Annotated in this window: 15 protein-coding genes and 3 tRNA genes; 13 read left to right on the top strand and 5 right to left on the bottom strand. The window is 60.9% G+C overall.

Annotation, left to right across the window (positions count from 1 at the left end; genetic code table 11):
• The first annotated feature begins 7 nt into the window (after nucleotides 1-7).
• From GQR96_RS19745 to cobT, 9 genes are read left to right on the top strand one after another with little or no spacing between them, the layout of a single operon-like run.
• Nucleotides 8-802 carry a sirohydrochlorin cobaltochelatase gene (locus tag GQR96_RS19745; protein ID WP_017899205.1) on the top strand — a complete coding sequence of 265 codons (795 nt, stop codon included), beginning with the start codon at nucleotides 8-10 and terminating at the stop codon, nucleotides 800-802.
• Nucleotides 799-1509 carry a cobalt-factor II C(20)-methyltransferase gene (locus GQR96_RS19740; RefSeq protein WP_060656701.1) on the top strand — a complete coding sequence of 237 codons (711 nt, stop codon included), beginning with the start codon at nucleotides 799-801 and terminating at the stop codon, nucleotides 1507-1509. Before GQR96_RS19745 ends, GQR96_RS19740 begins: the two co-directional genes overlap by 4 nt.
• Nucleotides 1509-2246 (top strand): cobalt ECF transporter S component CbiM, encoded by a 738-nt coding sequence (gene cbiM, locus GQR96_RS19735; RefSeq protein WP_065905339.1) that lies wholly within the window; start codon nucleotides 1509-1511, stop codon nucleotides 2244-2246. The genes GQR96_RS19740 and cbiM overlap by 1 nt, the downstream gene beginning before the upstream one ends.
• Before the next feature lies 1 nt (nucleotide 2247).
• On the top strand, nucleotides 2248-2529 hold the full coding sequence (locus tag GQR96_RS19730; RefSeq protein ID WP_032456555.1) for an energy-coupling factor ABC transporter substrate-binding protein: 282 nt from the start codon (nucleotides 2248-2250) through the stop codon (nucleotides 2527-2529).
• Nucleotides 2516-3193, top strand: coding sequence for an energy-coupling factor ABC transporter transmembrane protein (locus GQR96_RS19725; protein ID WP_032456554.1), 678 nt, complete (start codon nucleotides 2516-2518; stop codon nucleotides 3191-3193). The genes GQR96_RS19730 and GQR96_RS19725 overlap by 14 nt, the downstream gene beginning before the upstream one ends.
• Before the next feature lie 8 nt (nucleotides 3194-3201).
• Nucleotides 3202-4017 carry an energy-coupling factor ABC transporter ATP-binding protein gene (locus GQR96_RS19720; RefSeq protein ID WP_065905337.1) on the top strand — a complete coding sequence of 272 codons (816 nt, stop codon included), beginning with the start codon at nucleotides 3202-3204 and terminating at the stop codon, nucleotides 4015-4017.
• A complete protein-coding gene (locus GQR96_RS19715; RefSeq protein WP_065905335.1) occupies nucleotides 4014-5537 on the top strand; it encodes a cobyric acid synthase in 1524 nt (507 codons plus the stop codon). Before GQR96_RS19720 ends, GQR96_RS19715 begins: the two co-directional genes overlap by 4 nt.
• Entirely contained in the window at nucleotides 5531-6076 is a 546-nt protein-coding gene (gene cobU / locus GQR96_RS19710) for a bifunctional adenosylcobinamide kinase/adenosylcobinamide-phosphate guanylyltransferase (RefSeq protein WP_043520796.1), read from the top strand. The genes GQR96_RS19715 and cobU overlap by 7 nt, the downstream gene beginning before the upstream one ends.
• A 43-nt stretch (nucleotides 6077-6119) precedes the next feature.
• Nucleotides 6120-7175, top strand: coding sequence for a nicotinate-nucleotide--dimethylbenzimidazole phosphoribosyltransferase (cobT, locus tag GQR96_RS19705; RefSeq protein ID WP_023319039.1), 1056 nt, complete (start codon nucleotides 6120-6122; stop codon nucleotides 7173-7175).
• Nucleotides 7176-7269: 94 nt separating this feature from the next.
• Here the strand turns inward: cobT and GQR96_RS19700 are convergent.
• The 3 genes from GQR96_RS19700 to GQR96_RS19690 form a co-directional block, all read right to left on the bottom strand.
• A tRNA-Met gene (locus GQR96_RS19700) sits at nucleotides 7270-7346 on the bottom strand.
• Between the two features lie 32 nt (nucleotides 7347-7378).
• A tRNA-Met gene (locus tag GQR96_RS19695) sits at nucleotides 7379-7455 on the bottom strand.
• 33 nt (nucleotides 7456-7488) lie between these two features.
• Nucleotides 7489-7565, bottom strand: a tRNA-Met gene (locus GQR96_RS19690).
• Between the two features lie 210 nt (nucleotides 7566-7775).
• On the opposite strand from GQR96_RS19690, the gene mltA reads away from it, so the two are divergent.
• Together mltA and tcdA are read left to right on the top strand one after the other, a co-directional pair.
• The gene (gene mltA / locus GQR96_RS19685) at nucleotides 7776-8873 is read left to right on the top strand and encodes a murein transglycosylase A (protein ID WP_002915579.1); all 1098 of its coding nucleotides are present in this window, start codon (nucleotides 7776-7778) and stop codon (nucleotides 8871-8873) included.
• Nucleotides 8874-8960: 87 nt separating this feature from the next.
• The gene (gene tcdA / locus GQR96_RS19680) at nucleotides 8961-9770 is read left to right on the top strand and encodes a tRNA cyclic N6-threonylcarbamoyladenosine(37) synthase TcdA (RefSeq protein WP_012540708.1); all 810 of its coding nucleotides are present in this window, start codon (nucleotides 8961-8963) and stop codon (nucleotides 9768-9770) included.
• A 141-nt stretch (nucleotides 9771-9911) separates the two neighbouring features.
• Here tcdA and csdE read toward each other — a convergent pair whose 3' ends face one another.
• Together csdE and csdA are read right to left on the bottom strand one after the other, a co-directional pair.
• The gene (csdE, locus tag GQR96_RS19675) at nucleotides 9912-10349 is read right to left on the bottom strand and encodes a cysteine desulfurase sulfur acceptor subunit CsdE (RefSeq protein ID WP_048295494.1); all 438 of its coding nucleotides are present in this window, start codon (nucleotides 10347-10349) and stop codon (nucleotides 9912-9914) included.
• Nucleotides 10349-11554, bottom strand: coding sequence for a cysteine desulfurase CsdA (csdA, locus tag GQR96_RS19670; RefSeq protein WP_004205516.1), 1206 nt, complete (start codon nucleotides 11552-11554; stop codon nucleotides 10349-10351). Before csdA ends, csdE begins: the two co-directional genes overlap by 1 nt.
• Before the next feature lie 197 nt (nucleotides 11555-11751).
• Between csdA and GQR96_RS19665 the strand changes: the two genes are divergently transcribed.
• Nucleotides 11752-11976 carry a YgdI/YgdR family lipoprotein gene (locus GQR96_RS19665; RefSeq protein ID WP_002915549.1) on the top strand — a complete coding sequence of 75 codons (225 nt, stop codon included), beginning with the start codon at nucleotides 11752-11754 and terminating at the stop codon, nucleotides 11974-11976.
• A gap of 351 nt (nucleotides 11977-12327) precedes the next feature.
• Nucleotides 12328-13245, top strand: a complete 918-nt coding sequence (gene gcvA, locus GQR96_RS19660) for a glycine cleavage system transcriptional regulator GcvA (RefSeq protein ID WP_002915545.1) — start codon at nucleotides 12328-12330, stop codon at nucleotides 13243-13245.
• Nucleotides 13246-13260: the final 15 nt, after the last annotated feature.

Below are 13260 nucleotides of genomic sequence, written 5' to 3'. Positions count from 1 at the left end.
ACAGGATATGAAAAAAGCACTTCTGGTGGTGAGCTTTGGCACCAGCTATCACGACACCCGCGAGAAGAACATCGCCGCCTGCGAGCGCGATCTGGCCGCCAGCTGCCCGGACCGCACGCTGTTTCGCGCCTTCACCTCGGGGATGATTATTCGCAAACTGCAGCAGCGCGACGGCATCCATATCGATACCCCGCTGCAGGCCCTGCAAAAGCTGGCCGAGCAGGGGTACCAGGATGTGGCGATCCAGTCCCTGCACATTATCAACGGCGACGAGTACGAGAAGATCGTTCGCGAAGTGCAGAGCATGCGCCCGCGCTTTCAGCGTCTGACGCTGGGCGCGCCGCTGTTGAGCGGTCATGGCGATTACGTGCAGCTAATGCAGGCCCTGCGCCAGCAGATGCCGCCGCTGGCGGCGACGGAACGAGTGGTATTTATGGGGCATGGCGCCAGCCACCACGCCTTCGCGGCCTACGCCTGTCTGGATCATATGATGGCGGTGCAGGGTTTTCCGGCGCGGGTGGGGGCGGTGGAAAGCTATCCCGAAGTGGACATCGTGATTAACGAACTCGCTCGCCAGGGCGTGACCGGCGTGCACCTGATGCCGCTGATGCTGGTGGCCGGCGATCACGCCATTAACGATATGGCCTCGGACGAAGAGGACTCCTGGAAAACGCTGTTCAATGCCGCCGGTATCACGGCAACGCCGTGGCTGAGCGGGTTAGGGGAAAATCCGGCGGTGCGGGCGATGTTCGTCGCCCATCTGCAGCAGGCGCTGAATAACGCGATGGAGAAAGCAGCATGAGCGGCAAACTGTACGCCCTGAGCACCGGGCCGGGGGCGGCCGATCTGATCACTGTGCGTGCGGCGCGGATCCTCGGCCAGCTGGATGTGCTGTATGCGCCAGCCGGTCGCAAAGGCGGCGACAGCCTGGCCCTCTCCATCGTGCGCGAGTACCTTGGCGCACACACGGAGGTCCGCTGCTGCCATTTTCCGATGAGCGCCGACAGCGCGGAAAAAGAGGCGGTGTGGAACGATGTCGCCGCGGCGCTGGCCCAGGAAGTGGCGGCGGGCAGGCAGGTCGGATTTATCACCCTCGGCGATGCCATGCTGTTCAGCACCTGGGTCTTTCTGCTGCAGCGGATTGGCTGCCCGGACTGGCTGGAGATTGTCCCTGGCGTTACCTCCTTCGCCGCCATTGCTGCGCGGGCGAAAACCCCGCTGGCCATGGAGCAGCAGTCGCTGGCGGTGATCTCCTGCACCGCGCCGGAAGCGGACATTGCCGCGGCGCTGCGCCAGCATGACAGTTTGGTTCTGATGAAAGTCTACGGCCGCTTCGCCCGCATTAAGGCGCTGCTGGCGCAGGCGGGGCTGCTGGATGCGGCGCTGATGATGTCAGAGGCCACCCTGCCGGGTGAGCAGTGCTGGCGCAGCCTGCGCGAGGTCAGCGATGACCAGCCGCTGCCCTATTTCTCGACCATCCTGGTTAACAAACAGTGGGAGGAGGCGTAATGAATCAGGTGCAATCGCTGAAGCAGCTTTCGTATGGGGGGCTGGCGGCTGCTGTTCTGCTGATCATCGTCCCGCAGGAGGCGTTCGCCATGCATATCATGGAGGGCTTTTTGCCGCCGATGTGGGCGCTGGCGTGGTGGCTGCTGTTTTTACCCTGCCTGTGGTACGGCCTGGTGCGCCTGCGGCGTATCGTCCAGGAAGAGAGCAATCAGAAGGTGCTGCTGGCTCTCTGCGGGGCGTTTATTTTTGTTCTTTCGGCGCTGAAGATCCCATCGGTGACCGGCAGCTGCTCGCATCCCACCGGCGTTGGTCTGGCGGTGATCCTCTTCGGGCCGGGCGTAGTGGCGGTGCTGGGGGCGATCGTTCTGCTGTTCCAGGCGCTGCTGCTGGCGCATGGCGGCCTGACCACCCTTGGCGCCAACGGGATGTCGATGGCGGTGATCGGTCCGATGGTCGGCTATCTGGTGTGGAAGCTGGCCTGTCGGGCGGGGATCCGTCGCGATGTCGGGGTCTTTCTCTGCGCCATGCTGGCGGATCTGATGACCTACTTTGTCACCTCCGTCCAGCTCGGGGTGGCCTTTCCCGATCCGGCAACCGGAGCAGGTGGATCGATCGCCAAGTTTATGGGCATCTTCTGCCTGACGCAGATCCCGATCGCCATTGCTGAAGGACTGTTAACCGTCATGATCTACGACCAGTTGACCAAACGTCAGCTGATTACCGCACAGGGGCATTAACATGAAAAAGACGCTGATATTGTTCGCCATGGTGGTGGCGCTGGTGATCCTGCCGTTCTTTGTCGATCACGGCGGCGAATTCGGCGGTTCGGACGGCGAAGCGGAGAGCCAGATTCAGGTGGTCGCGCCGCATTATGAGCCGTGGTTCCAGCCGCTCTACGAACCGGCAAGCGGGGAAATTGAGAGCCTGCTGTTTACGCTCCAGGGCTCCATTGGCGCGGCGGTGATTTTCTATATTCTGGGCTACAGCAAAGGTAGACAGCGCCGTGATGACCGGGTTTGACCGACTCAGCTATCAGAGCCGCTGGTTTCACGTCGCACCGGAGCGCAAGTTCCTGTTCTGGCTGCTGCTGATGGGGCTGGCCTTTACCCTGCCTCCGCTGGGGCAGGGTATCGAAATGGCGCTGATTGCCGCCTTAACCTGCTGGCTGCTGCGGGTCTCGCCGTGGCGCTGGTGCCGCTGGATGGCGCTGCCGTTTGGCTTCCTGCTGATCGGTGTGCTGACCATTCTGTTCAGCGTTAGCCGCAATCCGCAGGATCTGCTGGTGAGCCTGCCGCTGGGCAGCGTCTGGCTGGGCATCACCCCGGAGGGGCTGTCGACCGCCAATCAGACCTTCTGGCGCAGCCTGGCGGCGCTGGCCTCTACCTTCTGGCTGGTACTTAATTTACCGTTCCCGCAGCTTATTTTACTGCTCAAGCGCGGGCGGGTGCCGCGGCTGCTGACCGAGCAGATCCTGCTGACCTGGCGCTTTATTTTTATTCTGGTAGACGAAGCGCTGGCGATTCACCGCGCGCAAACCCTGCGTTTTGGCTATGGTAGCGTGCCGCAGGGCTATCGCTCGCTGGCGATGCTGGTGGGACTGCTGTTTACCCGGGTGATGATTCGCTACCAGCAGATGAGCACCACGCTGGATATCAAACTGTACCAGGGTGATTTTCACCTTTAAGGATAAGTATGCTTGCCACGACCGATCTCTGGTTTCGCTATCAGGACGAGCCGGTGCTGAAGGGGCTGACGCTGGATTTTTCCCGCCATGCGGTGACCGGCCTGGTGGGGGCCAACGGCTGCGGAAAGTCGACGCTGTTTATGAACCTGAGCGGTCTGCTGCGCCCGCAGCAAGGGGCAGTGCTGTGGCAGGGCAAGGCGCTGGATTACAGCAAGCGCGGCCTGCTGGCGCTGCGCCAGCAGGTGGCGACGGTGTTTCAGGATCCGGACCAGCAAATCTTCTATACCGATATCGACAGCGATATCGCCTTTAGCCTGCGCAACCTGGGCGTAGCGGAAGAGGAGATCGCCCGCCGGGTGGACGATGCCCTGACTCTCGTCGATGCCCAGGGGTTTCGTCACCAGCCGATTCAGTGCCTGAGCCACGGGCAGAAAAAGCGCGTGGCGATAGCCGGCGCGCTGGTGTTGCAGGCGCGCTATTTACTGCTCGACGAGCCGACGGCGGGTCTCGATCCTTCGGGACGCGCGCAGATGATCGACATCATTAAGCGCATTGCCGATCGCGGCAACCACGTGGCGATCTCCAGCCACGATATCGATCTGATCTATGAAATCAGCGATGCGGTTTACGTGTTACGCCGCGGCGAAGTGCTGGCGCACGGCGAACCCGGGGAGGTGTTTGCCCGCAGCGAACTGATGGCCCAGGCCGGGCTCACCCAGCCGTGGCTGGTGAAACTGCACGCGCAGCTCGGGCTGCCGCTGTGTAAAACCGAAGAAGATTTTTTTACGCGGATGCGAAGCAACGCGATGAAGGAGGCGTCATGACGCTGGCAATTATGTTACAGGGCACCGCTTCCGACGTCGGGAAAAGCGTGCTGGTGGCGGGACTGTGCCGCATTTTTCATCAGGATGGGCTGCGCACCGCGCCGTTTAAATCACAGAATATGGCGCTGAACTCCGGTATCACGCCGGATGGCAAAGAGATGGGCCGGGCGCAGATTTTCCAGGCCGAAGCGGCGGGTATTATCCCGGATGTGCGCATGAACCCGGTGCTGCTTAAGCCAACCAGCGACCGCAAAGCGCAGGTGGTGCTGATGGGCAAGGTGGCGACCAATATGGACGCGGTGAGCTATCACGAATATAAACCGCGCCTGCGGGAACAGATCCTCGCGGTTTATAACAGCCTGGCCGCCGAACATGATGTGCTGGTGCTGGAAGGGGCCGGCAGTCCGGCGGAGATCAATCTGCGCGACCGCGATATCGTCAATATGGGCATGGCCGAGATGGCGCAATGCCCGGTGATCCTGGTGGCCGATATCGATCGCGGCGGCGTATTCGCCTCTATCTACGGCACCCTCGCGCTGCTGCACGATCGCGAGCGCGCGCGGGTCAAAGGGGTGATTATCAATAAATTTCGCGGCGACGTGGCGCTGCTGTATTCCGGGATCGAGCAGATAGAAGCGCTCACCGGCGTCCCGGTGCTCGGCGTCATGCCGTGGCTGGACGTCGATCTTGAAGATGAGGACGGCGTCGCGCTGCAAAAAGGGAAATATCTGCGCACCGACAGGCGCGATATTGAGATTGCCGTGGTCCAGGTGCCGCATATCTCTAATTTTACCGATTTCAATGCGCTGGCGGCGCAGCCGGACGTCCGCGTCCGCTATGTTCGCCAGCCGCAGGAGCTGGCGGGCGTGGATATGGTGATCCTGCCGGGCAGTAAAAATACGCTCGGCGACCTCGGCTGGCTTCGCGAGAGCGGCATGGCGCATGCGGTACTGCAGGCCCGGCGTCAGGGCGTACCGGTGCTGGGGATCTGCGGCGGCTATCAGATGCTCGGCGAAACCATTATCGATGAGGTGGAGTCGGGGCTTGGCACCCAGCCGGGGCTGGGGTTGCTCAATACCGTCACCCACTTTGCGCACAGCAAAACGACGACCCAGGTCACGGCGACTCTGGCTCCGGCGCTGCCGGTGTGGCTGGCGGCAACGGCGGGGCTGGCGGTAAGCGGCTACGAAATTCATATGGGCGAAACCGAGCTGCGCGACGGCTGTCGTTCGCTGATGCAATTACATAAAGGCGGCCTGAGCGTGGCGGACGGCGCGGTCAGCGATGACGGCCTGGCGTTTGGCACCTATCTGCACGGCCTATTCGATAGCGATGCCTTTACCCGCGCGCTGGTTAACGGCCTGCGCCAGCGTAAAGGGTTGGCGGCGCTGGATAGCGATTTCGAGTATGCACAGTATAAATCGCGCCAGTTCGATCTGCTGGCGGACGCGATGCGTCAGCATATCGATATCGAAAAAATCTACGCCATCATGCGTCAACATCAGGAGCCCGTATGCTGACTTTAGTGACCGGCGGCGCGCGCAGCGGCAAAAGCCGCCATGCCGAGGCGCTGATTGCCGATGCGCCGCAGGTTTTATATATCGCCACCTCGCAAATATTTGACGACGAGATGGCCGCAAGGATCCAGCATCATCGCGACGGCAGGCCCGCCCACTGGCGCACCGCCGAGCGCTGGCAGCAGCTTGATGAACTGATCACCCCGGATACCGCCCCAGAGGAGGCGATTTTGCTGGAATGCATTACCACCATGGTCACCAACCTGCTGTTCGCGCTCGGCGGCGACAGCGACCCCGACGGCTGGGATTACGCCGCCATGGAGCGGGCTATTGATGACGAAATTGGCGTGCTGATTGCCGCCTGTCAGCGCTGCCCGGCGCACGTCGTGCTGGTGACCAACGAGGTGGGGATGGGCATTGTGCCGGAGAACCGCCTGGCGCGGCATTTTCGTGATATCGCCGGGCGGGTCAATCAGCGCCTGGCGGCCGCGGCGGATGCGGTCTGGCTGGTGGTCTCCGGCATCGGCGTCAAAATCAAATAACTCAATCGCTGGCCGACCGGGCCAGCCCTGGCAGGGATTCTGTATGCAAAGTGTAAACGAGGTACTGCGGGCGATCCCCGCGCCGGACGCCGACGCCATGGCGCGGGCACAGCAACACATCGACGGCTTACTCAAGCCCCCCGGCAGCCTCGGGCGTCTGGAGGCGCTGGCGGTGCAGCTGGCGGGAATGCCCGGCCTGGGCGGCCAGCCGCAGGTGGCGAAAAAGGCCCTGCTGGTGATGTGCGCCGACCATGGGGTATGGGACGAAGGGGTGGCGATTTCGCCGAAGGCGGTCACGGCCATCCAGGCCGCCAATATGACCCGCGGCACCACCGGCGTCTGCGTGCTCGCCGCCCAGGCCGGGGCGCAAGTGCACGTGATTGATGTCGGGATCGATAGCGAACCGCTGCCCGGCGTGGTGAATATGCGGGTGGCGCGGGGTTGCGGCAATATTGCCCGCGGCCCGGCCATGAGCCGCGAGCAGGGGCAGGAGCTGCTGCTGGAGGTGATGCGCTACACCCGCGCGCTGGCGCAGGAGGGCGTGACTCTGTTTGGCGTCGGCGAACTGGGGATGGCCAATACCACGCCGGCGGCGGCGATGGTCAGCGTCCTGACCGGCAGCGATGCGCAGGAGGTGGTTGGGATTGGCGCCAATTTGCCGCTGGCGAAGGTTGGCAACAAGGTGGAGGTCGTGCGGCGGGCTATCGCCCTTAATCAGCCCGACCCGAAGGATGGCCTCGACGTGCTGAGCAAAGTCGGTGGATTTGATCTGCTGGGGATGACCGGCGTCATGCTGGGGGCGGCGTCCTGCGGGCTGCCGGTGGTGCTGGATGGCTTTCTCTCTTACGCGGCGGCGCTGGCGGCGTGCCGGATAGCGCCGGCGGTAAAACCGTATCTGATCCCGTCCCACTATTCGGCGGAGAAGGGGGCGCGTATCGCGCTGGCGCACCTCGGACTCGAACCGTATCTCAATATGGGTATGCGGCTGGGGGAAGGCAGCGGCGCGGCGCTGGCGATGCCGATCGTCGAGGCGGCCTGTGCGATGTACCATCGCATGGGCATGCTGGCGGCCAGCAATATTGTGTTACCTAAGGGGTAAGCAGGAGATGGGGCGGCAATGGCCGTTCCCGTTTTCGGCAGAGGTTTTGCCGGCGGCAGAAACAAAAAAACACCCTTGAGGGTGTTTATGATGTTGGTTGCGGGGGCCGGATTTGAACCGACGACCTTCGGGTTATGAGCCCGACGAGCTACCAGGCTGCTCCACCCCGCGTCACCGTACTGCTTCACGTTGTCAAATTTGATTGGTTGCGGGGGCCGGATTTGAACCGACGACCTTCGGGTTATGAGCCCGACGAGCTACCAGGCTGCTCCACCCCGCGTCACCGTACTGCTTTACTTCATCAAATTTTAATTGGTTGCGGGGGCCGGATTTGAACCGACGACCTTCGGGTTATGAGCCCGACGAGCTACCAGGCTGCTCCACCCCGCGTCCGTGGAAGCGCACTATACTCCGCTAGCGAGATGATGCAACCTTTTTTCGACCAAATCGACATTTTTGTAAGAATTGGCTTATAAAACGCCACGTTGTGGTGTTTTTTTACACAAATCTGTGCCATCGATGAGATCGCGCATTTCAATAGCTCTGGCGCTTTGTTATCTTCAACACGCACTAAGGCTTCGCAGCAAAAGATGAGACACCATGAAAGGACGTTGGGCAAAATACGTAGCGACGGGGGCGATGCTGGCTATGCTCGCCGCCTGTTCCTCAAAACCGACCGACCGCGGTCAGCAATATAGCGATGGCAAGTTCACCCAGCCGTTTTCACTGGTAAACCAGCCGGATGCCGTCGGGGCGCCGATCAACGCCGGCGACTTCTCCGAGCAGGTTAATCAAATTCGTAACGCCTCTCCGCGCCTCTATAACAGCCAGAGCAACGTCTATAACGCGCTGCAGGAGTGGCTGCGCGCCGGCGGCGACACTCGCACGCTGCGCCAGTTTGGCATCGACGCCTGGCAGATGCAGGGCGTCGACAACTATGGCAACGTCCAGTTTACCGGCTACTACACGCCGGTGGTGCAGGCGCGCCACACCCGTCAGGGCGAATTCCAGTACCCCATTTACCGGATGCCGCCGAAGCGCGGCAAGTTGCCGTCCCGCGCCAGCATTTATGCCGGCGCGCTGAGCGACAACTATGTGCTGGCGTACAGCAATTCGCTGATGGATAACTTCATCATGGACGTGCAGGGCAGCGGCTATATCGATTTTGGCGACGGTTCGCCGCTCAACTTCTTTAGCTATGCCGGGAAAAACGGCTGGCCCTATCGCAGCATCGGCAAAGTGCTGATCGACCGCGGGGAAGTGAAGAAAGAAGATATGTCGATGCAGGCGATCCGCGAGTGGGGTGAAAAGCACAGCGAAGCGGAAGTGCGCGAGCTGCTGGAGCAGAACCCGTCGTTCGTGTTCTTTAAACCACAGTCTTTCGCGCCGGTGAAAGGCGCCAGCGCCGTGCCGCTGATCGGCCGCGCCTCGGTGGCCTCCGACCGGTCGATTATTCCGCCGGGAACCACCTTGCTGGCCGAGGTACCTCTGCTGGATAATAACGGCAAGTTTAACGGCCAGTACGAACTGCGTCTGATGGTCGCCCTCGACGTTGGCGGGGCCATCAAAGGCCAGCATTTCGACATCTATCAGGGCATTGGGCCTGACGCTGGCCACCGTGCCGGCTGGTATAACCACTACGGCCGCGTATGGGTGCTGAAAAACGCGCCAGGCGCGGGAAATGTTTTTAGCGGCTAACACCCCTGGCCGTGCCTGTTGACCAGGGCGCCCGGATGACGCCGTTTGCGGCGGCCTCCGGGCGCTGTCATTTTGTTCTGAGGTTCTATGTCTGTTGTAATCAGCGATGCCTGGCGCCAGCGTTTTGGCGGTACGGCACGTTTATATGGTGAAAAAGCGCTGCAATGTTTTGCCGACGCCCACGTCTGCGTGGTCGGGATCGGCGGGGTCGGCTCGTGGGCGGCGGAAGCGCTGGCGCGGACCGGCATCGGGGCGATCACCCTTATCGATATGGACGATGTCTGCGTTACCAATACCAACCGCCAGATCCACGCCCTCAGCGGCAACGTCGGGCTGGCGAAAGCGGAGGTGATGGCGGAACGTATTCGCCTGATCAACCCGGAGTGTCGGGTGACGGTGGTGGATGATTTCGTAACCCCGGAAAACGTGGCCGAATACCTGGGCGCCGGCTTCAGCTATGTCATCGACGCCATCGATAGCGTCCGGCCAAAAGCGGCGCTTATTGCCTGGTGCCGCCGCTACAAAGTGCCGCTGGTCACCACCGGCGGGGCAGGCGGCCAGATTGACCCAACGCAGATCCAGGTCGCTGACCTGGCGAAGACCATCCAGGATCCGCTGGCAGCTAAACTGCGCGAGCGTCTGAAAAGCCAGTTTGGGGTGGTGAAAAACAGTAAAGGCAAGCTCGGCGTGGACTGCGTATTCTCTACGGAAGCGCTGGTCTACCCGCAGGCGGACGGCAGTGTCTGCGCGATGAAGAGTACGGCGGAAGGGCCGAAGCGGATGGACTGCGCATCCGGCTTTGGCGCCGCGACGATGGTGACCGCGACCTTTGGTTTTGTCGCCGTCTCCCATGCGCTGAAGAAAATGCTGGCGAAGGCGGAGCGGCAGACGACGTAAACTCCCGGGTCGCGGCGCAGGCGCCTTACCCGGTCTACAGGACAATTCCCCGGAGGCGGCGCTGCGCACCTGTCCGGGCGACAAAACTGCACGAGCCCGTAGCCCGGGCAAGGCGCGTCAATCGCCGCCCCCGGGATGAGCTTAAACCCCAACCTCGCGGGCGGCGGCGAGCACCGCCTCGCTCAGGGCGCTGAGGCCCTGGCTGCGTGAGGCGCTGAGCTGGCCGCGCAGCCCCAGCTCGTCGAACAGCGCCAGCGGATCCTGTGCCAGCAGCTCAGCGGCGCTTTTGCCTTCCACGGCGGTTAAAAGTACCGCCAGCAGACCGCGCACAATCCTTCCTTCGCTGTCGCCAAAGAAGTGCAGCCTGCCCTCGGCGTCCTCCTCATAGCCCAGCCAGACGCGGTTCTCACACCCGGCAATCTCATGGGCCTGCGCTTTGCGCTCATCGGTCAGCGTCGGCAGCTTTTTGCCCAATAAAATCAGCTGCCGATATTTATCCTCCCACTGGTTCAGCGGGGCGAAGGTCTGGCGCAGCGTGGCGTCGGTAATGGTCGTGCCGAAGGGGTGCAGGGTCGTCATTAATCCACCAAAATTTCCAGGGCGCGATCCACCGCGTGGACCAGCGCCGCAACATCGTCTTGGGTATTGTAGGGGGCGAAAGAGGCCCGCAGCGTGCCGCTGACTCCTAAAGCCGCCAGCAGCGGCTGGGCGCAGTGCTGCCCGGCGCGCAGGGCAATGCCGGACTCGGCCAGCAGCGTCACCAGATCGCTGTGATGAATACCGTCGAACTCAAAGGCGAGCAGGCTTGACTGCTGGCAGCGGAAAGAGCGGAAGCCCGGCCGTTTCGCCAGCGCCTCTTCCGCCAGGCTCGCCAGGCTGCGGCTCCAGTTTTCCGCCTGGCCGATATCGCTCTGCGCCAGCCACTCCAGCGCGGCGCTGAGGCCGATAACCCCGGCGACATTGGGCGTACCGGCCTCAAGGCCATAAGGGGCCGGCTGTGGCGTAAAGCCGTCAAAGCTGACTTCGGCGATCATCTTCCCGCCGCCGAGCCAGGGCGACATCGCCGCCAGCAGTTCGCTTTTGCCGTACAGGGCGCCGATCCCGGTCGGGCCATACAGCTTATGGCCGGAAAAGGCGTAAAAATCGATATCCAGCGCCTGCACGTCCGCGGGGAAATGTACCGCCCCCTGCGCGCCGTCGACCATCACCACCATCCCGGCGGCGTGAGCAAGGCGGATGGCCTGAGCCAGGTCCGGGCAGCCGCCGGTGACGTTGGACATCTGGCCGATGGCCAGCACCCGGCTGCGCGGGGTAATGAGCGCGCTGAGGCTGGCGATATCCGGCAGGCGGTCGGCGCCGAGCGGCAGCTTGACCACTCTGGCGCCGGTTTGCCCGGCCACCATAAGCCAGGGCACGAGGTTGGCATGATGCTCGGCTTCGCTAACGAGAATTTCATCGCCAGGCTGCAGGCGCGGCCGGACGTAGCTCTGCGCCACCATATTGATGGCCTCGGTGGTCCCCCGCGTCCAGACGATATCTTTGCCGGAGGGGGCGTTCAGCCACGCCGCCACGCGCTCGCGGGCCGCCTCATAGCGCTCGGTCAGCCGCTGGGCGGCGGCGAATTGACTGCGGTGGACGTTGCCGGCGCTCAGGCGATAAAACTGGTCGCTGGCGTCGATCACCGCCTGCGGTTTGAGCGCCGTCGCCGCGCTGTCGAGATAGACGCCGGCATCGGCCAGAGCCGGAAACTGCGCGCGAAAGTGCGCAGGGTTGAATGCGTTCATGGAATTCCTCGTATCAATACCGCGATCGTCGCGCAATTTGTCGGGCGTGACAAGGCCTCTGCGCTCTGTGGAATTGTCCGAATGTGACTCCACGTGGGTCAAAGAGGGTTATGCTGAAAAGTGTTGGGTTTGTGTTTTAACCTATTACTTAACGAGTCACGAATAGTATAAATAGCCGTAAGGAGAGAAAAATGAAAATGACTAAGGCCGCTGCGATTATCTCTGCCTGTATGCTGACTTTAGGCCTGAGCGCCTGTTCCTCTAACTATGTGATGCATACCAATGATGGGCGGACCATCGTTACCGACGGGAAACCGCAAACCGATAATGATACTGGCATGATCTCGTATAAGGACGCGTGGGGCAACAAACAGCAGATCAATCGCTCTGACGTGAAACAGCTGGGTGAGCTGGACGAGTAAGGCAGTAAAAAGGCAAAAAAAAGCACCGCGCGTTGCGGTGCTACATTAAATCACTATGGACAGACAGGGTAAATGTACAGGAAGTGAAAAGGGGTAGCCTTGCTACCGGGGTCTGCAAAGACAGACCAATTGCAAACACAACAACACAACATCACAACCGTAAGCCAAAAGCTTGATGGAACACGCATTCCAAAAAAAGCTTCTCGTTCCGGCTCAGGAAGTGCCGCCACTATAGGTATTTGCTGGTAGAACCTCAACGGACAATTTATAATGGCTCAGATAAAAAAAACTAATAGGTTAACCATTGTTTCCTATTTGTTAAATTGAGTTAACATCTAAGCCAGAATAACCATGTCGAAGCGATTACCTCCTCTGAATGCATTACGTGTTTTTGATGCAGCCGCACGCCATCTCAGCTTCACTCGGGCAGCCGATGAGCTTTTTGTGACGCAGGCCGCAGTCAGCCACCAAATCAAGTCTCTCGAGGATTTTCTGGGCCTTAAGCTGTTCCGTCGGCGCAATCGTTCGCTGCTGTTAACGGAAGAAGGGCAGAGCTATTTTCAGGATATTAAAGAGATTTTTTCGCAACTGACGGAAGCGACGCGTAAACTGCAGGCGCGCAGCGCCAAAGGGGCATTAACGGTCAGTTTATTGCCAAGTTTCGCCATCCAGTGGCTGGTGCCGAGACTGACAAGCTTTAACTCAGCTTATCCGGGAATCGACGTCAGGATCCAGGCGGTGGACCGTCAGGAGGATAAGCTGGCGGACGATGTCGATGTGGCGATTTTTTACGGTCGCGGCAACTGGCCGGGCCTGCGTGTGGAAAAACTGTACGCCGAGTATCTGCTGCCGGTCTGTTCCCCGCTGCTGCTCACCGGCGATAAAGCATTGAAAACGCCTGCCGATCTGGCGCAACATACGCTGCTTCACGATGCGTCCCGCCGCGACTGGCAAACTTATACCCGCCAGCTTGGTCTAAGCCATATTAATGTGCAGCAGGGGCCGATTTTCAGCCACAGCGCGATGGTGCTGCAGGCGGCCATTCACGGGCAGGGCGTGGCGCTGGCCAACAATGTCATGGCGCAGTCCGAAATTGAAGCCGGTCGCCTGGTGTGTCCATTTAATGATGTTCTGGTCAGTAAGAATGCGTTTTACCTTGTTTGCCATGACAGTCAGGCAGAACTGGGTAAAATAGCCGCTTTCCGGCAGTGGATTCTGGCGAAAGCGGCAAGTGAACAAGAAAAATTCCGCTTTCGTTATGAACAATAATTACTTGTAGGGTAA

The organism is Klebsiella sp. PCX (genome assembly GCF_021869705.1).
GTDB classification, from domain to species: Bacteria; Pseudomonadota; Gammaproteobacteria; order Enterobacterales; family Enterobacteriaceae; genus Klebsiella; species Klebsiella quasipneumoniae.
The sequence above is the reverse complement of the archived record's forward strand: the minus strand, read 5'-3'. Positions and strand labels throughout refer to the sequence as shown.

What these genes read in the sequence shown, in the direction of transcription:
- cobT (WP_023319039.1), top strand. Translation starts at nt 6,120, where the DNA reads ATGCAAAGTGTAAACGAGGTACTGCGGGCGATCCCCGCGCCGGACGCC.
- csdE (WP_048295494.1), bottom strand. Translation starts at nt 10,349, where the DNA reads ATGACGACCCTGCACCCCTTCGGCACGACCATTACCGACGCCACGCTG.
- GQR96_RS19720 (WP_065905337.1), top strand. Translation starts at nt 3,202, where the DNA reads ATGCTTGCCACGACCGATCTCTGGTTTCGCTATCAGGACGAGCCGGTG.
- GQR96_RS19715 (WP_065905335.1), top strand. Translation starts at nt 4,014, where the DNA reads ATGACGCTGGCAATTATGTTACAGGGCACCGCTTCCGACGTCGGGAAA.
- GQR96_RS19745 (WP_017899205.1), top strand. Translation starts at nt 8, where the DNA reads ATGAAAAAAGCACTTCTGGTGGTGAGCTTTGGCACCAGCTATCACGAC.
- cobU (WP_043520796.1), top strand. Translation starts at nt 5,531, where the DNA reads ATGCTGACTTTAGTGACCGGCGGCGCGCGCAGCGGCAAAAGCCGCCAT.
- gcvA (WP_002915545.1), top strand. Translation starts at nt 12,328, where the DNA reads ATGTCGAAGCGATTACCTCCTCTGAATGCATTACGTGTTTTTGATGCA.
- tcdA (WP_012540708.1), top strand. Translation starts at nt 8,961, where the DNA reads ATGTCTGTTGTAATCAGCGATGCCTGGCGCCAGCGTTTTGGCGGTACG.
- cbiM (WP_065905339.1), top strand. Translation starts at nt 1,509, where the DNA reads ATGAATCAGGTGCAATCGCTGAAGCAGCTTTCGTATGGGGGGCTGGCG.
- GQR96_RS19665 (WP_002915549.1), top strand. Translation starts at nt 11,752, where the DNA reads ATGACTAAGGCCGCTGCGATTATCTCTGCCTGTATGCTGACTTTAGGC.
- GQR96_RS19740 (WP_060656701.1), top strand. Translation starts at nt 799, where the DNA reads ATGAGCGGCAAACTGTACGCCCTGAGCACCGGGCCGGGGGCGGCCGAT.
- GQR96_RS19725 (WP_032456554.1), top strand. Translation starts at nt 2,516, where the DNA reads ATGACCGGGTTTGACCGACTCAGCTATCAGAGCCGCTGGTTTCACGTC.
- csdA (WP_004205516.1), bottom strand. Translation starts at nt 11,554, where the DNA reads ATGAACGCATTCAACCCTGCGCACTTTCGCGCGCAGTTTCCGGCTCTG.
- mltA (WP_002915579.1), top strand. Translation starts at nt 7,776, where the DNA reads ATGAAAGGACGTTGGGCAAAATACGTAGCGACGGGGGCGATGCTGGCT.
- GQR96_RS19730 (WP_032456555.1), top strand. Translation starts at nt 2,248, where the DNA reads ATGAAAAAGACGCTGATATTGTTCGCCATGGTGGTGGCGCTGGTGATC.